Here is a 16,623-nt window from a genome sequence, read left to right on the forward strand (position 1 = left end):
TTCTCACCAGTGAAACCATGCACCGCTGGCAAAACAAGGGTTCGCTTTACATGCGTCTGATCCGGGGCCTGACCAACCTGAAACACTTTGCGCAGCAGGCCGACGGGCCGCTGGCCAATGGGTGCGTTGCCACCATCGGGAATTTTGACGGCGTTCATCTGGGGCATCAGACCATTATTGATCAGGTGCACGAGAAAGCACTGGAGCTGGGCGTGCCCTCTGTGGTGATGGTATTCGAGCCCCAGCCGCGCGAGTTTTTCCAGGGTCGTGAGGCTCCTCCCAGGCTGACGGCATTCCGGCAGAAATTCGAATCGTTGCTGGCGTCGGGTATTGATATTGTCCTGTGCCTGCGTTTTAACGAGCGGTTTCGCAGTTATTCCGGCATGGGATTCATTGAGGACGTTCTGATTGACGGCCTCGGTGTCCGCCATCTGGTGGTCGGGGACGATTTCCGTTTCGGCTGCGACCGCGCCGGTGACTTTGCGCTGCTGCGGGAGGTGGGCGAAAAACGGGGGTTCACGGTTGAAAACACCCGCACCGTCACCGTTGATGGTGAGCGGGTCAGCAGCACCCGGATTCGCAATGTGCTGGCCGAGAACCGGATCGAAGAAGCCGAAGCCCTGCTGGGCCACCCTTTCCGCATCCGCGGAAGAGTGGTATACGGACGCCAGTTGGGGCGCGAGATCGGCGCGCCAACGGCCAACCTGCTGCTGCCCCAGATGCCGCCCCTGAGAGGTGTCTACGTGATAAGCGCGACCCTGGAGGATGGAAGGGTGGTGGACGGCGTTGCCAACATCGGGTTGCGCCCGACGGTGGATGGCAAGCAGCCCTCGCTGGAAGTGCACCTGTTTGACTTTGCTGGCACACTTTATGGCCAGCGACTGGATGTGGTTTTCCGCCATGCCTTGCGGGACGAAGTGAAATTCGACTCGGTGGATGACCTGAAACAGCAGATTGCCCGTGATTTCGACGACGCCCGGGCGTGGATTGCAGTCCATGGCTCCTCCGCCACCGGACACTGACCGACATTTAACAACCTGAGCTACGCACTTTTACCATGAGCGACTACAAGCACACACTGAATCTGCCTGAAACCGCCTTCCCCATGCGCGGCAACCTCGCCAAGCGGGAACCGGACATGCTCAAACGCTGGCAGGACCTGAACGTCTACGGCACCCTGCGCAAGCAGCGCGAAGGCCGCGAAAAGTTCATCCTTCACGATGGTCCTCCCTACGCCAACGGCAGCATTCATATCGGTCATGCGGTCAACAAGATTCTCAAGGATATGATCGTCAAGTCCCGCAGCTTTATGGGCTACGACGCACCTTATGTGCCGGGCTGGGACTGCCATGGCCTGCCTATCGAACACAAGGTGGAGCAGGAGATCGGCAAGGCTGGTGTAAAGGTGGACTACAAGACCTTTCGCCAGGCCTGCCGCGACTATGCCACCAGGCAGATCGCCGGCCAGAAAGACGACTTTATCCGCCTGGGTGTGATGGGGGAGTGGGAAAAGCCCTACCTGACCATGGACCCGAAAGTGGAAGCAGGCATTGTACGGGCTCTGGGCAAGATCGTTGCCAAAGGTCACCTGGTTCGTGGATTCAAGCCGGTTTACTGGAGCGTCGTGGGTCAGTCGGCGCTGGCAGAAGCCGAAGTGGAATACCAGGACAAGACCTCGGTACAGATCGACGTTCGCTTCACGGTTGTGGATCAGGCGCGGGTGCTTGACTTGTTCGGAACGGATAAAGGCGAGGGTGATGTCTCGGTTGTGATCTGGACCACCACGCCCTGGACCATCCCGGCCAACCAGGCGGTGTCCATTCACCCCGAACTGGAATACGCGCTGGTGCAGGTAGATGCTGGCCAGGGCCCCGAGCGGATGATTGTGGCGGCAGACATGGTCGATGGCATCATGGCGCGCTGGGGTGTGGAGAACTATGAGGTTCTGGCGACGGCACCCGGTGCCAGCCTGGAAAAACTTGCCCTCCACCATCCGGTCTATGACAGGCAGGTACCGCTGATTCTCGGTGAACACGTATCCACCGACGCGGGTACTGGCGTCGTTCATACCGCGCCGGATCATGGTATTGAAGACTTTGAAGTGGGCAAGGCCTATGGCATTGGCACCATCAGCCTGGTTAAAGCCGATGGCACCTATACCCAGGCCGCTGACGAGTTTGCCGGCGTGCACGTGTACAAGGCCGACGATCCGGTGTGTGCCGCTCTGGAGCGAGAGGGCAAGCTGGTGCGGGCCGAGAAGTTCAGCCACAGTTACCCCCATTGCTGGCGCACCAAGACGCCACTGATCTATCGTGCCACGCCCCAGTGGTTTATCAGCATGGATAAGGAAAACCTCCGTGCCGACGCCCTGGAGGCCATCAAGGGTGTGCGCTGGGTCCCCGCGTGGGGGCAGAACCGTATCGAGGCAATGTTCAGACAATCCCCGGACTGGTGTATCTCGCGCCAGCGCACCTGGGGTGTGCCGATCACCCTGTTTATCCACAAGGAAACCCAGGAACTGCACCCGGACACCCAGAACCTGATTGAAGCAGTGGCGAAGGAAATCGAGAAGGGCGGTATCGACGCCTGGTACGACATCGACACCGCAGAGCTGCTGGGCAGCGACGCCGACCAGTACGAAAAGGTCACCGACACCCTGGACGTGTGGTTTGATTCGGGTGTGACCCACGAGTCCGTGCTGCGACCCCGCTCGGAGCTGGGCCAGTTCCCGGCGGATATGTACCTGGAAGGCTCTGACCAGCACCGCGGCTGGTTCCAGTCGTCCCTGAAAACCTCCATCGCGATGAACGGTGTTGCGCCCTACAAGCAGGTGCTGACTCACGGTTTCACCGTAGATGGTAAGGGCCGCAAGATGTCCAAGTCCCTGGGGAACGTGATTGCGCCCCAGGAAGTGATGAATGAGCTGGGTGCCGATATCCTGCGGCTGTGGGTGTCTGCCACTGATTACAGCGGAGAGATGACAGTCTCCAAGGATATCCTCAAGCAGACCGCGGACGGCTATCGCCGCATCCGCAACACCGCCCGCTTCCTGCTCAGCAACCTTACCGGGTTCGATCCGGAGCAGCACTCCCTGGCGCCGGCAGACATGATTGCCCTGGACAGCTGGATGGTCGACAAGGCTCTGCGGCTTCAGGAAGAACTGCACGAGGATTACCAGAATTACGCCTTCCTGCGTATTTACCAGAAGGTGTATAACTTCTGCGAGGCCACTCTGGGCGGCTTCTATCTGGACATCATCAAGGACCGCCAGTACACCACCCAGGCTGACAGCCGCGAGCGCCGCTCCTGCCAGACAGCTCTGTACCATGTGGCGGAAGCGCTGGTGCGCTGGATTGCACCAATCCTCAGCTTCACCGCTGATGAAATCTGGCAGCACCTGCCAGGCAGGCATGGCGATACCGTGTTCTACGAGACCTGGTATGAGGGTCTGACTCCGCTGCCGGCTGACGCAGAACTTGGTCGTGATTACTGGAGCCGCATCTACAGCGTCAAGGAAGCGGTCAACAAGCGCCTGGAAGAGGCCCGTGGCCGTGGCGAGATCAAGGGTTCACTGAGCGCGGAAGTAACACTGTACTGCGACGGTGATCTGGCGAACGACCTCAACTATCTGGGCGAAGAGTTGCGCTTTGTGCTCATCACCTCCGAAGCGACGGTAAAACCGGCCTCTGAAGCCGGCGATGCCGAGCAGACCTCCCACGAAGGCTTGTGGGTGAAAGTAACCCCGGCCAGTTATGCCAAGTGCGAGCGTTGCTGGCATCACCGGCCGGATGTTGGTCAGAACGAGAAGTACAGCGATCTCTGCGGCCGCTGTGTAATCAACGTGGAAGGGCCGGGCGAGTCCCGCTCTTTTGCCTGATGGAAGCCGGACTGTGGAAGGTGTAATGAGCGACACGGAAGCAACCGGCTCCAAGCTTCGCTGGCTGTGGCTGTCGGTGCTGGTCATCGTACTGGATCTCGGCACCAAGGCCATGGCGAGCGCTATGTTGACCTACGGCGACCCGGTGCCGGTGATGCCCATGTTCAATCTGACGCTGCTTCACAATACCGGTGCGGCGTTCAGCTTCCTGGCCGGTGCTGCCGGCTGGCAGCGCTGGTTCTTTATTACCCTGGCGCTGGTAGTCAGTGTGGTGCTGGTGTACTGGCTGAAATCCCTGCGGCGCCATGAAACCTGGTCGGCCATTGCCATCGTATTAATTCTGGGTGGCGCTCTGGGCAACGTGTATGACCGTGTTGTGCATGGCTATGTGGTGGATTTTCTGCATTTTTACTGGAACAACTACCACTTCCCCGCCTTTAACATTGCCGACACCGCCATCACCATTGGTGCCGGCATGATGATACTCGACATTTTCCGCAAGCCCCGGGAACCCGATGGTGATCCGGAGTGACGGAAGACAGGAGCGATAGCTGCCAATGAAAGAACTTCCCGTAGATCAGGGTACCCGCGTTACTCTCCATTTTGCGCTGAAATTCAGTGATGGAGAGATCATCGATTCCACCTTCGAGAAAGAACCGGCGACGCTGGAGATCGGTGATGAGAATCTGCCCGAGAATTTCGAAGCCTATCTCATGGGCATGAAGGCTGGTGAGCGGAACAGCTATGAAGTCCCGCCGGAAAGAGCTTTCGGGCAACATAACCCGAACAACGTGCAGACCTTCAAACGCAGCGAATTCAGTGCGGATATGGTTCTCGAGAAAGGCGTTATGATCTCGTTCGCCGACGCCCGCCAGAGCGAGTTGCCGGGGATGGTCAGCCGCGTTGAGGGGGATCAGGTTGAAGTGGACTTTAATCACCCTCTGGCGGGGCGTACACTGACGTTCGAAGTGGAAATTATTGATGTGGAGCCTGTTGGGGCTGCCCATTGAGGGACTGGTCTTCCGGCCTTGGTTCATGCCAGCAAGTGGGAAGAGCTTTCAGGGATACGCTGTGAATACGTCCGTGTACGCTCGACAAAAACATCCATGTTTTTGACGATCCCTGAAAACTCTCCCCACTTGCTTCCGCCGACTTTTTCGATATCTCAGGGCAATGTTTATGCAAATTCGACTCGCTAATCCTCGTGGCTTCTGTGCAGGTGTCGACCGTGCCATCGAAATTGTGAACCGTGCTCTGGATGTGTTTGGCGCGCCTATCTACGTGCGCCACGAAGTCGTGCATAACAAGTTTGTGGTGGACAATCTGCGCAAGCGTGGCGCAATTTTTGTGGATGAGCTGGAAGAGGTGCCGGACGACAAGCTGGTGATCTTCAGTGCTCACGGCGTGTCCCAGGCAGTGCAGAATGAGGCAGCACGCCGGGGCCTGAAGGTGTTCGATGCCACCTGCCCACTGGTCACCAAGGTGCACCTGGAGGTAATGAAATACAGCCGTGACGGGCGTGAATGTATTCTGATCGGCCACCATGGCCACCCGGAAGTGGAAGGCACCATGGGGCAGTATGATCACAGCAGCGGTGGTGAAATCTATCTCGTGGAAGACGCGAAAGATGTCGCCGAGTTGATAGTGAAGGACCCGTCAAGACTGTCTTACGTCACCCAGACCACGCTGTCCATGGATGACACCGCCCGAGTCATTGATGCCCTCAGGGAGAAATTCCCTGAAATTCAGGGCCCCCGCAAGGACGATATCTGCTACGCCACCCAGAACCGCCAGGATGCCGTCAAGCAACTCGCCGGCGATTGTGATCTGATGCTGGTTGTTGGCTCCCCGAACAGTTCCAACTCCAATCGCCTGCGTGAACTGGCAGAGCGCATGGGTACTCCTGCCTATCTGATCGACGAAGCCTCACAGATTGACCCGCAATGGCTGGAGGGTAAAACAGCTATCGGCGTAACAGCAGGCGCCTCCGCGCCGGAAGTGCTGGTGAATGATGTGATTGCCCGCCTGAGGGACCTTGGAGGCGAGGTGCCGGAGGAGGTGTCGGGCCGTGAAGAGAATATTGTTTTCTCCATGCCGCGGGAGTTGCGGATTGATGTGGTGGAAGTTAATTGACTTTTGGTCTGCCAAACGTCCACCCGCGTTGTTTTTTTGAAGCAACAGGCTTCTCAGGTTTGTGAGCTGTGTCACCTCAGGAAGATTTTTTTGCCGTTTATCCTCTCACACCTGCCGCTAATCGGCTGTGCCTGGCTTTCCCGCTCACTTCTTCAATAAACTGAAGTTAATCGGAAGTGGGAAAAATTTATGTCGGGAATACAGCGCAGTTCTGGTTTTACTCTCCTGGAACTTCTTATCACAATTACCATACTCGGGATTGTCGCAACAGTTGCGGTACCTTCCTTCCGTGAGATGGTGCTGAATAGCCGCATTTCCACGCAAACCAACGAAATCACCGGCCTCATCAGTTTTGCCCGTAGCGAGGCATCCAAGCTTCGCGAGGGTGCGGTCACTATCTGTGCCTCGACTGACAGTACTTCCTGCAGCGGAAGTTCCTCATGGGAGACTGGGTTGATCGTGTTCCGGGATGACGACATGAACGCGGCGTTTGGCGGTACCGATCAGTTGTTGAAAGTCAGTGGTCCTCTTGCTGGTGGCAATACGCTCAGAATTCGCGACATGACGAGTGACGGTGGGGGCTATGTGCAATTTGACAGCAAGGGATTTCCCCGAGCTTCTGCCACGGACGAAACTGCCGGAAGTTTTATAATTTGTGATGACCGCGGCGCCGCTGAAGCTCGTGCCGTCTCTGTAAACTTTTCGGGTCAGGCCAATTTGGCAAGGGATACCGATGCCGATGGCGTTCTGAACGACCATAAAAGTAACAACATCTCCTGTCCCTGATGGCGAGCCATGACATGAATGCAGTGAGCAGTCGCAATCGTCCGGTTTTCTGTATCGGGCGCCGAGTTCAGAAACAGAATGGTTTCACGCTGATCGAGATACTCGTAACCGTGGTTATTCTGGCAGTCGGCCTGCTTGGGCTCGCAGGCCTGGTTCTCGAAGGTATGCGGAATAACCAGGGGGCATACCTCAGGACACAGGCCAGCATCCTCGCCTATGACATGGCCGACCGAATGCGTGCGAATAAAGAAAGGGCAGCGGACTACGCCGCGTTCAGCACGGATGGCGCAACAACCGCTCTCCCGACTTGCGCCACCGATCCGGCAGGCTGCACACCTGCGGGGCAGGCCCAGGTGGATCTGGTGGAGTGGACGCGCCAGATCCAGGGCGTGGGCAGTGACATGGCCTTGCTGCCAGGCGGCGTTGGCGTCATCCAGCAAGATGCGTCAACTTCCAGGTTTACCGTTACGGTTACCTGGGATGAGGTCAGCCGCGAGGGAGATCAGGGAGAGGCGATCTCTGATGACAGTTCCTACTCCGTCCAGTTTTCATTGTGAGGTGCCAGATGAACGGAGCTCTTGAAATAAGGCTTATCGCGAAGGTGCAGAAGAAACAGGGTGGCCTTTCTCTGGTGGAGCTGATGATCGCCCTGGCCCTGAGTGCCACGCTCATTTTGGGCATCTTTACCGTCTACCTGGACTCCAGCCAGACTTCCCGTGTAGGTGCGTCGCTTGCTCGCATCCAGGAGTCTGCCCGTATAGCAACTGATCTGATGGCTCGCGACATGCGGATGGTTGGGTTTCAGGGCTGTGCCGACCCAGATGACGTGACACTGAATATTATCGCTGACAACCCCCCCACGGCTGACTTTTTTGAAACAACCCTGAGAGGGTGGGAAGTGACCGATGGAACCTGGGCAAATGGAACCGAGTTTGCCGGCACGGCCATTGAGTCCGGCGCGGTTATCGGTAGCGACGTGATCTCGGTGCAGCGTGGTGAAACCATGGAGATCGAGATGGACGGTCCCATGAAGGCTGATAACGCCAATATACAGGTAAAAGGTGATGACGTCGTCCGGTTTGCCCAGAATGACATTGTGATGATCTCCGACTGCGAGGCGGGGGATCTGTTTCGTATATCGAGTAAGCCCGAGTCCAATACCTGGGCTCATGCCAGTAATGTCAATAGTACGAATTTCCTGAGTCAGGCTTACAAGGACGATGCCCGCATCATGCGTTTCTCGTCCTCGGTATATTTTGTGGCGGACACTGATAGAGATGATAACCGGGGCAATGATATTTTTGCGCTTTATCGGCAAATCAACCGGTTGGACGGTAGTATTCAGTCTCCGCAGGAGATTGTCGAAGGCGTGGAAAGTCTCCAGATTGAATACGGGGAGCTGCTCGGGACCAACAATATCCGGTACCGGCCTGCGGACGAAGTGGGAGATATGGCCAGTGTCGTAGCGCTTCGTATAGGCATGCTGATCGGCAATGCTGATCCGGTCCGGGATGATAATGATACCTCGACCTATGCTCTTCCCGGAGAAACGATCACCCCGGCCAGCGGTGGCGGTGCTGTTACACACCCCGAAGATCGACGCCTGCGGCGAACCTTTGTAACCACAGTCATGCTTCGTAACCGTGACTGACAGATAGTCCAATGGTGACCAGATGATAAGCAGACAGATCAGAAAATCTTCGGTTTCACGGGAGCGGGGGGCAACCCTCATTGTGTCGCTGATCGTATTGCTCGTGCTGACGCTGATTGGCGTTGCAGGAATGAATACTTCAGTGATGCAGGAGCGAATGGCGGTCAACTCACAGAATTCAAACCGCGCATTTCAGGCGGCAGAAAGTAGCCTGAGTGCCCTGCTGGATGATGTTCAGGCAAATGATCTGGACCTTTTGCGTCAATCAATGCAGCGAGCTTCCGGAGAAAGCGATCCGGTCCCGGTCACTATTGACGGTGACAATGGAGTCACCGGCAGTTATCAGGCCCGTTTTCTGGGCGAGGTTATTATCACCAGTGGTAGTTCCATGGACGCTGACCAGAGTTCCAACCAGTTGAAAGGTTTCAGGTACGAGCTGGAAGCTGAGGCTGATATGGCAAATACTGGCGCTTCCGCTCGGGTATTCAAAGGCATTGAGTATTACTGATATTGACAGAGGGGATAAACCCCCGGAGGCAGAAATGAGGACAGTTTATTCCTATTACTCGACGGCGCTTTCAACAGTCTTGGCGATATTACTTATGATCGCCTCTTCTTTCGGCTGGGCTGGGGAGCCGGTTGGGCAGTTAATTGATTCCCCATATGAAGCGCTAGAGGCAAGTTCTGTTGATTTCGTGAGAAATGCCACCGGTGATGTTGTCGGAATTCAAGCTAAAGGCTGTCCAGGATGCCCATCTTCGTCGATTCTTCCCGCCAGGGATTTCACAGTGGATGCTGGCAGGAGTCGAACCAGGGATGTCGAAATAGACCGTTTAACCGGCAAACCAGGCGTGATTCACGTCTACAAGCCAACTGGAATGGCTCATCGAGTGTCGTTCCCTGGTGTTGTTTTGTCCGGAGGTGGTGAGCAATGAAGGCAAAGTTGAATTTTCGCCTAATTTTCACGATTGCTGCGATCGCTTTTGCTGCGACCGCAACCAGCCCCCTCCATGCGGATGATACCGAGATTTTCTTCACGCCTCCGGGCACTTCCCAGATCGTCAAGCCTAATATCATGTTTATTATTGATAATTCGGGAAGCATGGGTAACTGGGTAGACGACACCGGCACAACGCGCATGGATGTGGTACAGACTGTTACCAATAGCCTCATTGACAAGATGCAGGATATCAATGTTGGCGTAATGAAGTTCAACATTCAGACAAAGTGTGATGATAATAATGAAAATTGTTCACGCTATACTGAGAGTGGTGGACACATCCTGTCACCCCCCGTGGACGTGGTTACCAATGCAGCGGACCTTAAAACCTTGGTCAATGCTCTTGAGCCGATTGGTAATACGCCTCTTTCAGAGACATTGGCCGAAGCTGCCCGTTATTTCCGTGGAGATGCTCCGTTCTATGATGACAAACCAACCGCATCCGTTGTTTCGTCCGAAGGCGGTCCATATGTCTCGCCGGTCAGCTATCAATGCCAGAAAAATTACGCAGTTTTCCTGACAGACGGTGCTCCCACAGCTGACGACACAGATGCAGCAATCAGCACGTACATTGACCAGAACTGTGGCACCGCCGATTCAACCGACACAAATAAAAGCTGCCTTGATGATGTGGCCGGCTTTCTTGCTGATGGTGACCTCAGCAGTTCCCTGGAGGGTGATCAGTACGTGATTACTCACACGGTCGGTTTCACTACGGCGCAAGACCTCCTCTCGGACACAGCTGCCGCCGGGAAGGGAAACTATTATCTGGCGAATGACCAGGCCGGCCTGGAAGCCGCATTTGACAAGATCTATCAGGCAGTACGTGCCCAAGGTACAACCTATGTGTCGCCCGGCGTTGCGATTAATACCTTCGATCGCCTCAATCACCTCAATACCCTGTATTACGCTCTTTTCCAGTCTGACAAGGGCGCCATCTGGAACGGCAATCTCAAGCGCTACAAGCTTGAAATCCGGGAGGATGCAAATGGTGATAAGACGGCGGTAATCGTCGATGAAAACGGCAATGCGGCCATAGACAACACAACCGGTTTCTTCAAGGAGACCGCCCAGAGCTGGTGGAGCCCCGTTGCTGACGGGCCCGATGTCGCTCTTGGCGGTGCCGCCTCCCAGTTACCTGCTGCCACCGCGGATCGGAAAGTCTACTCAAATCTGGCTTCCAACAATACAGATCTTACCGCCGCGGGAAATCAGGTTGCAGCCACGAACACCAATCTCACAAAGGCAGACTTCGGTGACAGCACCATGGCTGACGCAGAATTTGCGAAGGTCGTCAGCTGGACACGCGGCGTGGACGTGAATGACGAGGATGGTGACAACGATACGACTGACGCAAGAAAACTGCTGGCGGATCCTCTGCACTCAGTTCCCCAACTGGTTATCTATAACGCAACTACAGATCCTCAGGCGACCACCATCTATTACGGTGATAACCAGGGATTTATCCACGCCGTTAATGGCAATACGGGTGAAAGTCAGTTTTCCTTTGTTCCTCGGGAACTGTTAACAAACCAGGTACCGATGATGAACAGCACGGATGCCTCCTCTAAGCTTTATGGTATGGACGGGTCCGTTGTTAAGTGGATTCACGACAAGAACGTCGACGGGGCGATCAACGCTGCAGACAATGACTTTGTCCGCATATTCTCGGGAATGCGCCGTGGCGGTAAGAGTTATTACGCGCTTGATGTAACCAGTCCGGATTCGCCCTCACTGATGTGGTCCATCACCGGTGGGGCCAATGGTACAGCCGGCTTCGAGGAATTGGCACAAACCTGGTCTACGCCAATCAAAACCACGATAAGGGACAGGAAAAATGTTATTGATGTGCTCATTTTCGGGGGCGGCTATGACGTTGATCAGGATAATGCGACGGTTCGTACCGCGGATGACGAGGGTCGGGCGCTGTATATTGTTAACGCGAATACCGGCGAATTGATCTGGCGAGCAGGTCTTACCGGTACCGGCGCAGATCTGGAGCTGGACGACATGCAGTACAGCATTCCCGCCTCTCCCAAAGTAATCGATGTGAACGGCGATGGCTCGGCGGACCAGGTATATGTCGGCGACATGGGTGGCCAGATCTTCCGGTTTGATATCGGTGTCACGGGTAACAACGACGATATGCATATAACCGGTGGCCGTATCGCGGACCTGGGTGTAACCCACCCGGATCTGACAGAGACTGCCGAGGAAAAAAACCGTCGTTTTTATCATACCCCGGACATCTTCGGGTTAAAGCAGGGTGGCAAGCGGTATCTGGGACTGGTGATTGGTTCCGGCTATCAGGCGCACCCGCTGGATACCGTCGTCAAAGACAGAATCTACATGCTGAAAATTGACGCTGTCAGTTCTGCTCCCCTCGATCCCACAGATGAGACGGAAACGACCGTTCTCTACCAGACGCTGACGGAAGAGCACCTTTACGATGCCACTGACAACACCATTCAGGAGGGCGACACCGAGACAGCGCGGACCGATGCAGCTACCGCGCTGGCAGGAAAGCAGGGTTGGTTTATCCGGCTTACGAGGGCAGGCGAAAAGGTGCTTTCCGCAGCCACGACGGTCAATAATGAAATTTACATAACGACCTACGAGCCGAAAGCGAGCACCAACCCCTGTTTCCCGCCGACAGGCACGTCCCGGATGTACCACCTGTCAGCATTTGATGGTACCGCGGTTCGCAACTACACCGCTCTTGACTCTGACGTTGAAGGTGAGTTGACCAAGGAAGACCGAGAGGTAGAGCTCAGTACGGCTGGCTTGCCTCCAACTCCCCAAAGAATGCGGGTTGACGATACTGATGTTATCTGCATCGGTACAGAGTGTGAGACGATCAAGACAGTGAAGGGCGTTGTGGAAACCTACTGGTATGAGGATTGATGTTGATGGAACCAGATAAGAAGCAGAGTGGGTTTACGCTGATTGAGTTGATGATCGTGGTAGCGATTATCGGGATTATTGCCGCAATCGCCTACCCCAATTATACGGATTATGTCGACAGAGCGCGGAGGTCCGACGCGCAGGGGGCTCTCATGGGACTGGCCGCCGCCATGGAGCGTCATTACGCTACCAATAACAGTTATCTTGGAGCGGCAAGTGGTGGTGATACCGGCGCTCCTGCGATTTATCCGGACGAGGCGCCCCTTGATGGTAATAACAAATATTACGATCTGACGATTCAGTCGGCTACTGCCTCATCGTTCACATTGCGGGCGGCGCCCAAGGGCGCCCAGGCCGGTGACGGATGGCTGGAGCTTGACTCCACGGGTGCCAGAAGGTGGGACAGTGATGCCAGCACCACGTTCGAGACCGGTGAGAACACCTGGGACAACTGAGGCATTGGAAAGCCAGCCTGGTGACTGGCTTTTCAGGCTGTTTCAGCAGGTTATCCTGGCGCCCCAGCGCAGCTGTATGATCCCGTCGCCATCTTCATCGGACTGGACACGAAACCGGCCCGTCATGTTAACCGCCATGTATGTCATCGTTCCGGTTGTGGGGTTTGCCGGGCATAGCACGAGGCTTCCCGGGGAACCATATGCAAACCCCTCCTCATTGAGCTGAAAGTACCCGCGCCCTGCTGTTCGTGAGCGCATTGTGAACGGATGCCGGACAGGTTGCATTTTCTTCAGGACCTCCCCGTTATCGGGCTGTTTGTCATTATTTGCATCCACAAAAACTGATACCGGCCGTTCCCACTCATCCACACACTTGTTTTCCTCGGAGAGAGGGCAGATGGTAACGAGAGATCGCTTACTGACAGCGGTCCAGCGCGCAAAGGCGAAAAAACTGTGATAGGTCTCGAGAATGGTTCGGTGTCTGCTGTGCTCTGAGGCCGAGCTCCAACCCTGAGCGGCAAGGCTGGAAACGATGCCCAGTATGGCGATAGTGACTACCAGTTCGGGTAAGGTGAAACCTGCGAATCGTTGCTGGATCTGCATGTTGAATAACGCTCCATGTTAGATGTTCTTCCTTGAAGGCTCCCGCTTCCTGCTGGAGCCCAACTTCCTTTCATATCAACCTTTCAAAGCGATACTGGGTACTGGGTTGGCCTACTCCATCCCCAACTTCTTCAACCGGTACCTCAACGCCCGGAAGCTGATCCCCAGCCGTTTGGCTGCCGCCGTCTTGTTCCAGCGGGTTGCCTCAAGGGCTTTCTCGATGGCCTGGCGCTCAATGGTTTCCAGGTAGTTTTCCAGGTCAATTTCTCCCGCGGGCAACGGCGGCGCTTGCTGCTCTTTGGAATGTGCTGCTGCGCCGCCTGCACCAGATAGCCCTGCGGTGGAAGGCCCGTTGCCGATATGCAGGTCCTCCGGCCCAATCAGATCGGCATCGCACAGGGTAAACGCCCGCTCCAGAATGTTTTCCAGTTCCCGCACGTTGCCGGGGAAGTCATGATCTTTCAGGCGGTCGACGGCATCCGGAGTCAGTGACGCGGGCTCGCATTCGTATTCCCGGGCAATGCGTTCGAGAATGTGGTTTGCAAGCAGACTGATGTCGTCCGGCCTGTCCCGTAGCGCCGGTACCGAGAGCTCGATGACATTGATGCGGTAGAACAGGTCCTGGCGAAACTCACCACTCTGGACAAGCCCCGGCAGATCCTTGTGAGTGGCGCTGAGCAGGCGGATATCCACCGCTACTTCCCTGGTATCGCCCACCGGGCGGACGGCTTTCTCCTGGATCGCCCTCAGCAGTTTCACCTGCATGGCAAGCGGCAGGTCGGCGACTTCGTCCAGAAACAGGGTGCCGCCATCGGCTGAACGAAACAGGCCATCCTTGTTGTCCACGGCGCCGGTAAAGCTGCCTTTCTTGTGGCCGAAGAATTCGCTTTCCATCAGCTCCGACGGGATGGCGCCGCAGTTAACCGCGATAAACGGCCTGTCCCGGCGCGGGCCCTGCAGATGAATCATGCGCGCCACCAGTTCCTTGCCACTGCCCGACTCGCCACTGATGAACACCGGCGCCTGGCTTCGTGCCAGTTTGCGTACCTGGGTCCTCAGGCGCTTGATTTCTGCCGATTTGCCCAGCAACAGGCCGGGCTCATCAGAGGAACTTTCCGCCCCGGATTCCGGTTCCGACAGTTTCAGGGCGCTGTTGACAAGTTCCCGCAGTCGCGGTAACTCAACAGGCTTGGAAACAAAGTCGAAAGCCCCGGCCTTGAGAGATTCAATGGCCGTGTCCATGTTGCCGTAGGCGGTGATCATGGCGACCGGGGTCGAGGGTGTGTGCTGCTGGATCCACTGCACCAGCTCGATGCCATTGCCGTCAGGCAGGTTCATATCGGTCAGACACAGCTGCGGCCGGTGTTCCCCCAGAAGCTTCTTTGCGCTGGTTATATCCGGCGCTGTCAGCGTGTTTATGCCCATTCGGGTGAGGGTGATTTCCAGAAGGTCCCGGATGTCGGGTTCGTCGTCTACGATCAGCGCTGTGTGAGTGGTCATTGGATTGTTGTCGGGTCCATGTCGTTGTTCAGACTACCGGGCTTCCGGATTGGTCATATCATTCGCCCGTGATGGGCAAATGTAATGCGGAAACAACAGCCGGGCTGGTTGTCATCCACTAGGGACAGGTGAGCCTGGTTAGCCTCGCACAGTTCACGTGCCAGATAAAGGCCAAGGCCTGTCCCGCTTTTATCAGTTGTGAAGAACGGCTCAAAAACGGAAACCCGGTGCTCCGGCGCAATACCGGGGCCGAAATCACGAACATCCACAAAAGCCCTCTCGCCATCGGCCGTGGCCCCGGCGTAAAGCTCTATCCTGCGTGCCCCGGTGGCCTGTTCACTGTAGCGCAGCCCGTTGTCGCAAAGATTTACCATCACCTGCTCGATCTGGCTCACGTCGAAGCGGCCCTGGGGCAGGTTCGTGTCTGTTCGCAGTTCAATACGGGCAGGTTTCTGGTGTTCATTATTCTGGGTCTGGAGGTAATCGTCACGAAATGCCGAAAGCCAATCGCCGATGTCGATGAGATCGGAATGGGCAGCGCGGCGCCGGGACAGATCCAGTACATTCTCTATGATGCCGTTGACCCTGCGGGAGTGCCGCTCAATGATATCCAGCATTTTGCGGTCACCGTTATCAAGGTTGGGGGATTCCCCCATTAACTGGGAAGCGTGGCTGATGGCGCCGAGTGGATTGCGGATCTCATGGGCGATGCCGGCGGTCAGTCGCCCCAGGGAGGCCAGTTTCATCTGTTGTGCCTGCTGCGTCACCTTGCTCATGTCATCGATGAAGACCAGAATCTGGTCGCCACGCTCCTGGTCAAGCTGGGTGAAGTTTACCTGAACCATGGGTGAGGTAGGTGTGGCCTGGAAAGGTTCGGTTCTGCGGCTCGGATCTTTCAGCCAGGCTTCCAGGCCCATGCGAAGCGGCTGGGGCAGGTTGCGCCCGCGGCTGTGCTGGTGGCTGGCATCTTCACTGGCGATACCAAAAAGCAGTTCTTCGGCTGCCGCATTGGCCAGGCGGATATGCCCGAAGCGGTCGAGAACAAGAATCCCCGTCCGCATCCGCCGTATGATCTGGCGGTTAATCTGTTCCAGTTCGGCAATGCTTCTGGCACGGGAGCTCGCCAGCGCCTCACTGCGCAGCATGCGCCGGGAAACGTACTGGAGAATGAACGCCGCCGCAAAGTAAAGAATGCCGAGCGAGCCGGCGCGGACGATTTCATCGGCCGAGTCGCCAAATACCATGACTGACCAGCCCGAAATGCCCAGTGAGCAGATTGCTGCCAGAGCGGCATAGAACGTGCCGATTCTGCTTGGTGTCAGTATATTACCGGCCGCCACTGACACGATAACCAGGTTGGCCAGGCCGTTGGTGATGCCGGTACTGGTGAGCAGGAGGCCATGGAGGATCAGAATATCCATCAGGATCGAGATGGTGATATGACGGCTTCGCGGCTGGAATCCGGCCATCATCACCAGGGCGAAAAAGCCGTTGATGGCCAGATAGCTGATGACTCCTGCCTGGTAATAATCCATGGCGCGGAAGCGGGAGTCGAAATTGATCGGATCAACGAACAGGAGCGCTACCAGGATAACGCTGACAACAACCCTGTAGTGGTTGTAAATACGAAACAGCCTGCCCCTCTGACCGGCAGGAGGGGTGTCCGCATCGGGTTGGATATCCGTTGCTGATGTTTTTGCCATAATCTGATGGG

The 16,623-nt window shown here is 56.1% G+C and carries 15 protein-coding genes; 12 read left to right on the plus strand and 3 right to left on the minus strand.

Going from position 1 to position 16,623, the window contains the following annotated elements; all coding sequences use genetic code 11:
- Window positions 1-50 precede the first annotated feature (50 nt).
- From ribF to DIT72_RS18175, 12 genes are all read left to right on the plus strand, one after another.
- Window positions 51-1,022 (plus strand): bifunctional riboflavin kinase/FAD synthetase, encoded by a 972-nt coding sequence (gene ribF, locus DIT72_RS18120; protein WP_135956671.1) that lies wholly within the window; start codon window positions 51-53, stop codon window positions 1,020-1,022.
- Window positions 1,023-1,057: 35 nt separating this feature from the next.
- Window positions 1,058-3,877 (plus strand): isoleucine--tRNA ligase, encoded by a 2,820-nt coding sequence (gene ileS / locus DIT72_RS18125; protein WP_135956646.1) that lies wholly within the window; start codon window positions 1,058-1,060, stop codon window positions 3,875-3,877.
- A gap of 25 nt (window positions 3,878-3,902) precedes the next feature.
- A complete protein-coding gene (lspA, locus tag DIT72_RS18130; protein ID WP_135956647.1) occupies window positions 3,903-4,409 on the plus strand; it encodes a signal peptidase II in 507 nt (168 codons plus the stop codon).
- A gap of 25 nt (window positions 4,410-4,434) precedes the next feature.
- Window positions 4,435-4,887 (plus strand): FKBP-type peptidyl-prolyl cis-trans isomerase, encoded by a 453-nt coding sequence (gene fkpB / locus DIT72_RS18135; protein WP_135956648.1) that lies wholly within the window; start codon window positions 4,435-4,437, stop codon window positions 4,885-4,887.
- 169 nt (window positions 4,888-5,056) lie between these two features.
- Entirely contained in the window at window positions 5,057-6,010 is a 954-nt protein-coding gene (ispH, locus tag DIT72_RS18140) for a 4-hydroxy-3-methylbut-2-enyl diphosphate reductase (protein ID WP_135956649.1), read from the plus strand.
- A gap of 189 nt (window positions 6,011-6,199) precedes the next feature.
- Window positions 6,200-6,796 (plus strand): GspH/FimT family pseudopilin, encoded by a 597-nt coding sequence (locus DIT72_RS18145; protein WP_135956650.1) that lies wholly within the window; start codon window positions 6,200-6,202, stop codon window positions 6,794-6,796.
- Between the two features lie 14 nt (window positions 6,797-6,810).
- Window positions 6,811-7,353: a type IV pilus modification protein PilV gene (gene pilV, locus DIT72_RS18150; protein ID WP_135956651.1), complete on the plus strand. Its 543-nt coding sequence runs from the start codon at window positions 6,811-6,813 to the stop codon at window positions 7,351-7,353.
- Between the two features lie 8 nt (window positions 7,354-7,361).
- Window positions 7,362-8,447: a PilW family protein gene (locus DIT72_RS18155; protein ID WP_135956652.1), complete on the plus strand. Its 1,086-nt coding sequence runs from the start codon at window positions 7,362-7,364 to the stop codon at window positions 8,445-8,447.
- A 22-nt stretch (window positions 8,448-8,469) separates the two neighbouring features.
- Window positions 8,470-8,955 carry a pilus assembly PilX family protein gene (locus tag DIT72_RS18160; RefSeq protein WP_135956653.1) on the plus strand — a complete coding sequence of 162 codons (486 nt, stop codon included), beginning with the start codon at window positions 8,470-8,472 and terminating at the stop codon, window positions 8,953-8,955.
- Between the two features lie 34 nt (window positions 8,956-8,989).
- Window positions 8,990-9,382, plus strand: a complete 393-nt coding sequence (locus DIT72_RS18165; RefSeq protein WP_135956654.1) for a hypothetical protein — start codon at window positions 8,990-8,992, stop codon at window positions 9,380-9,382.
- Entirely contained in the window at window positions 9,379-12,351 is a 2,973-nt protein-coding gene (locus DIT72_RS18170; protein WP_135956655.1) for a PilC/PilY family type IV pilus protein, read from the plus strand. Before DIT72_RS18165 ends, DIT72_RS18170 begins: the two co-directional genes overlap by 4 nt.
- Window positions 12,352-12,356: 5 nt before the next feature.
- Window positions 12,357-12,806 carry a type IV pilin protein gene (locus tag DIT72_RS18175; RefSeq protein WP_168355084.1) on the plus strand — a complete coding sequence of 150 codons (450 nt, stop codon included), beginning with the start codon at window positions 12,357-12,359 and terminating at the stop codon, window positions 12,804-12,806.
- A gap of 42 nt (window positions 12,807-12,848) precedes the next feature.
- Here the strand turns inward: DIT72_RS18175 and DIT72_RS18590 are convergent, their stop codons facing one another.
- The 3 genes from DIT72_RS18590 to DIT72_RS18190 all read right to left on the minus strand — a co-directional run bounded on the left by DIT72_RS18590 (window position 12,849) and on the right by DIT72_RS18190 (window position 16,612).
- Window positions 12,849-13,409, minus strand: coding sequence for a GspH/FimT family pseudopilin (locus DIT72_RS18590; protein ID WP_135956657.1), 561 nt, complete (start codon window positions 13,407-13,409; stop codon window positions 12,849-12,851).
- Between the two features lie 111 nt (window positions 13,410-13,520).
- Window positions 13,521-14,909 (minus strand): sigma-54-dependent transcriptional regulator, encoded by a 1,389-nt coding sequence (locus DIT72_RS18185; RefSeq protein ID WP_135956658.1) that lies wholly within the window; start codon window positions 14,907-14,909, stop codon window positions 13,521-13,523.
- A 53-nt stretch (window positions 14,910-14,962) separates the two neighbouring features.
- Entirely contained in the window at window positions 14,963-16,612 is a 1,650-nt protein-coding gene (locus DIT72_RS18190) for a sensor histidine kinase (RefSeq protein WP_135956659.1), read from the minus strand.
- Between the last annotated feature and the right edge of the window lie 11 nt (window positions 16,613-16,623).

Origin of the sequence: Marinobacter orientalis (assembly GCF_004792665.1) — a bacterium.
GTDB classification, from domain to species: domain Bacteria; phylum Pseudomonadota; class Gammaproteobacteria; order Pseudomonadales; family Oleiphilaceae; genus Marinobacter; species Marinobacter orientalis.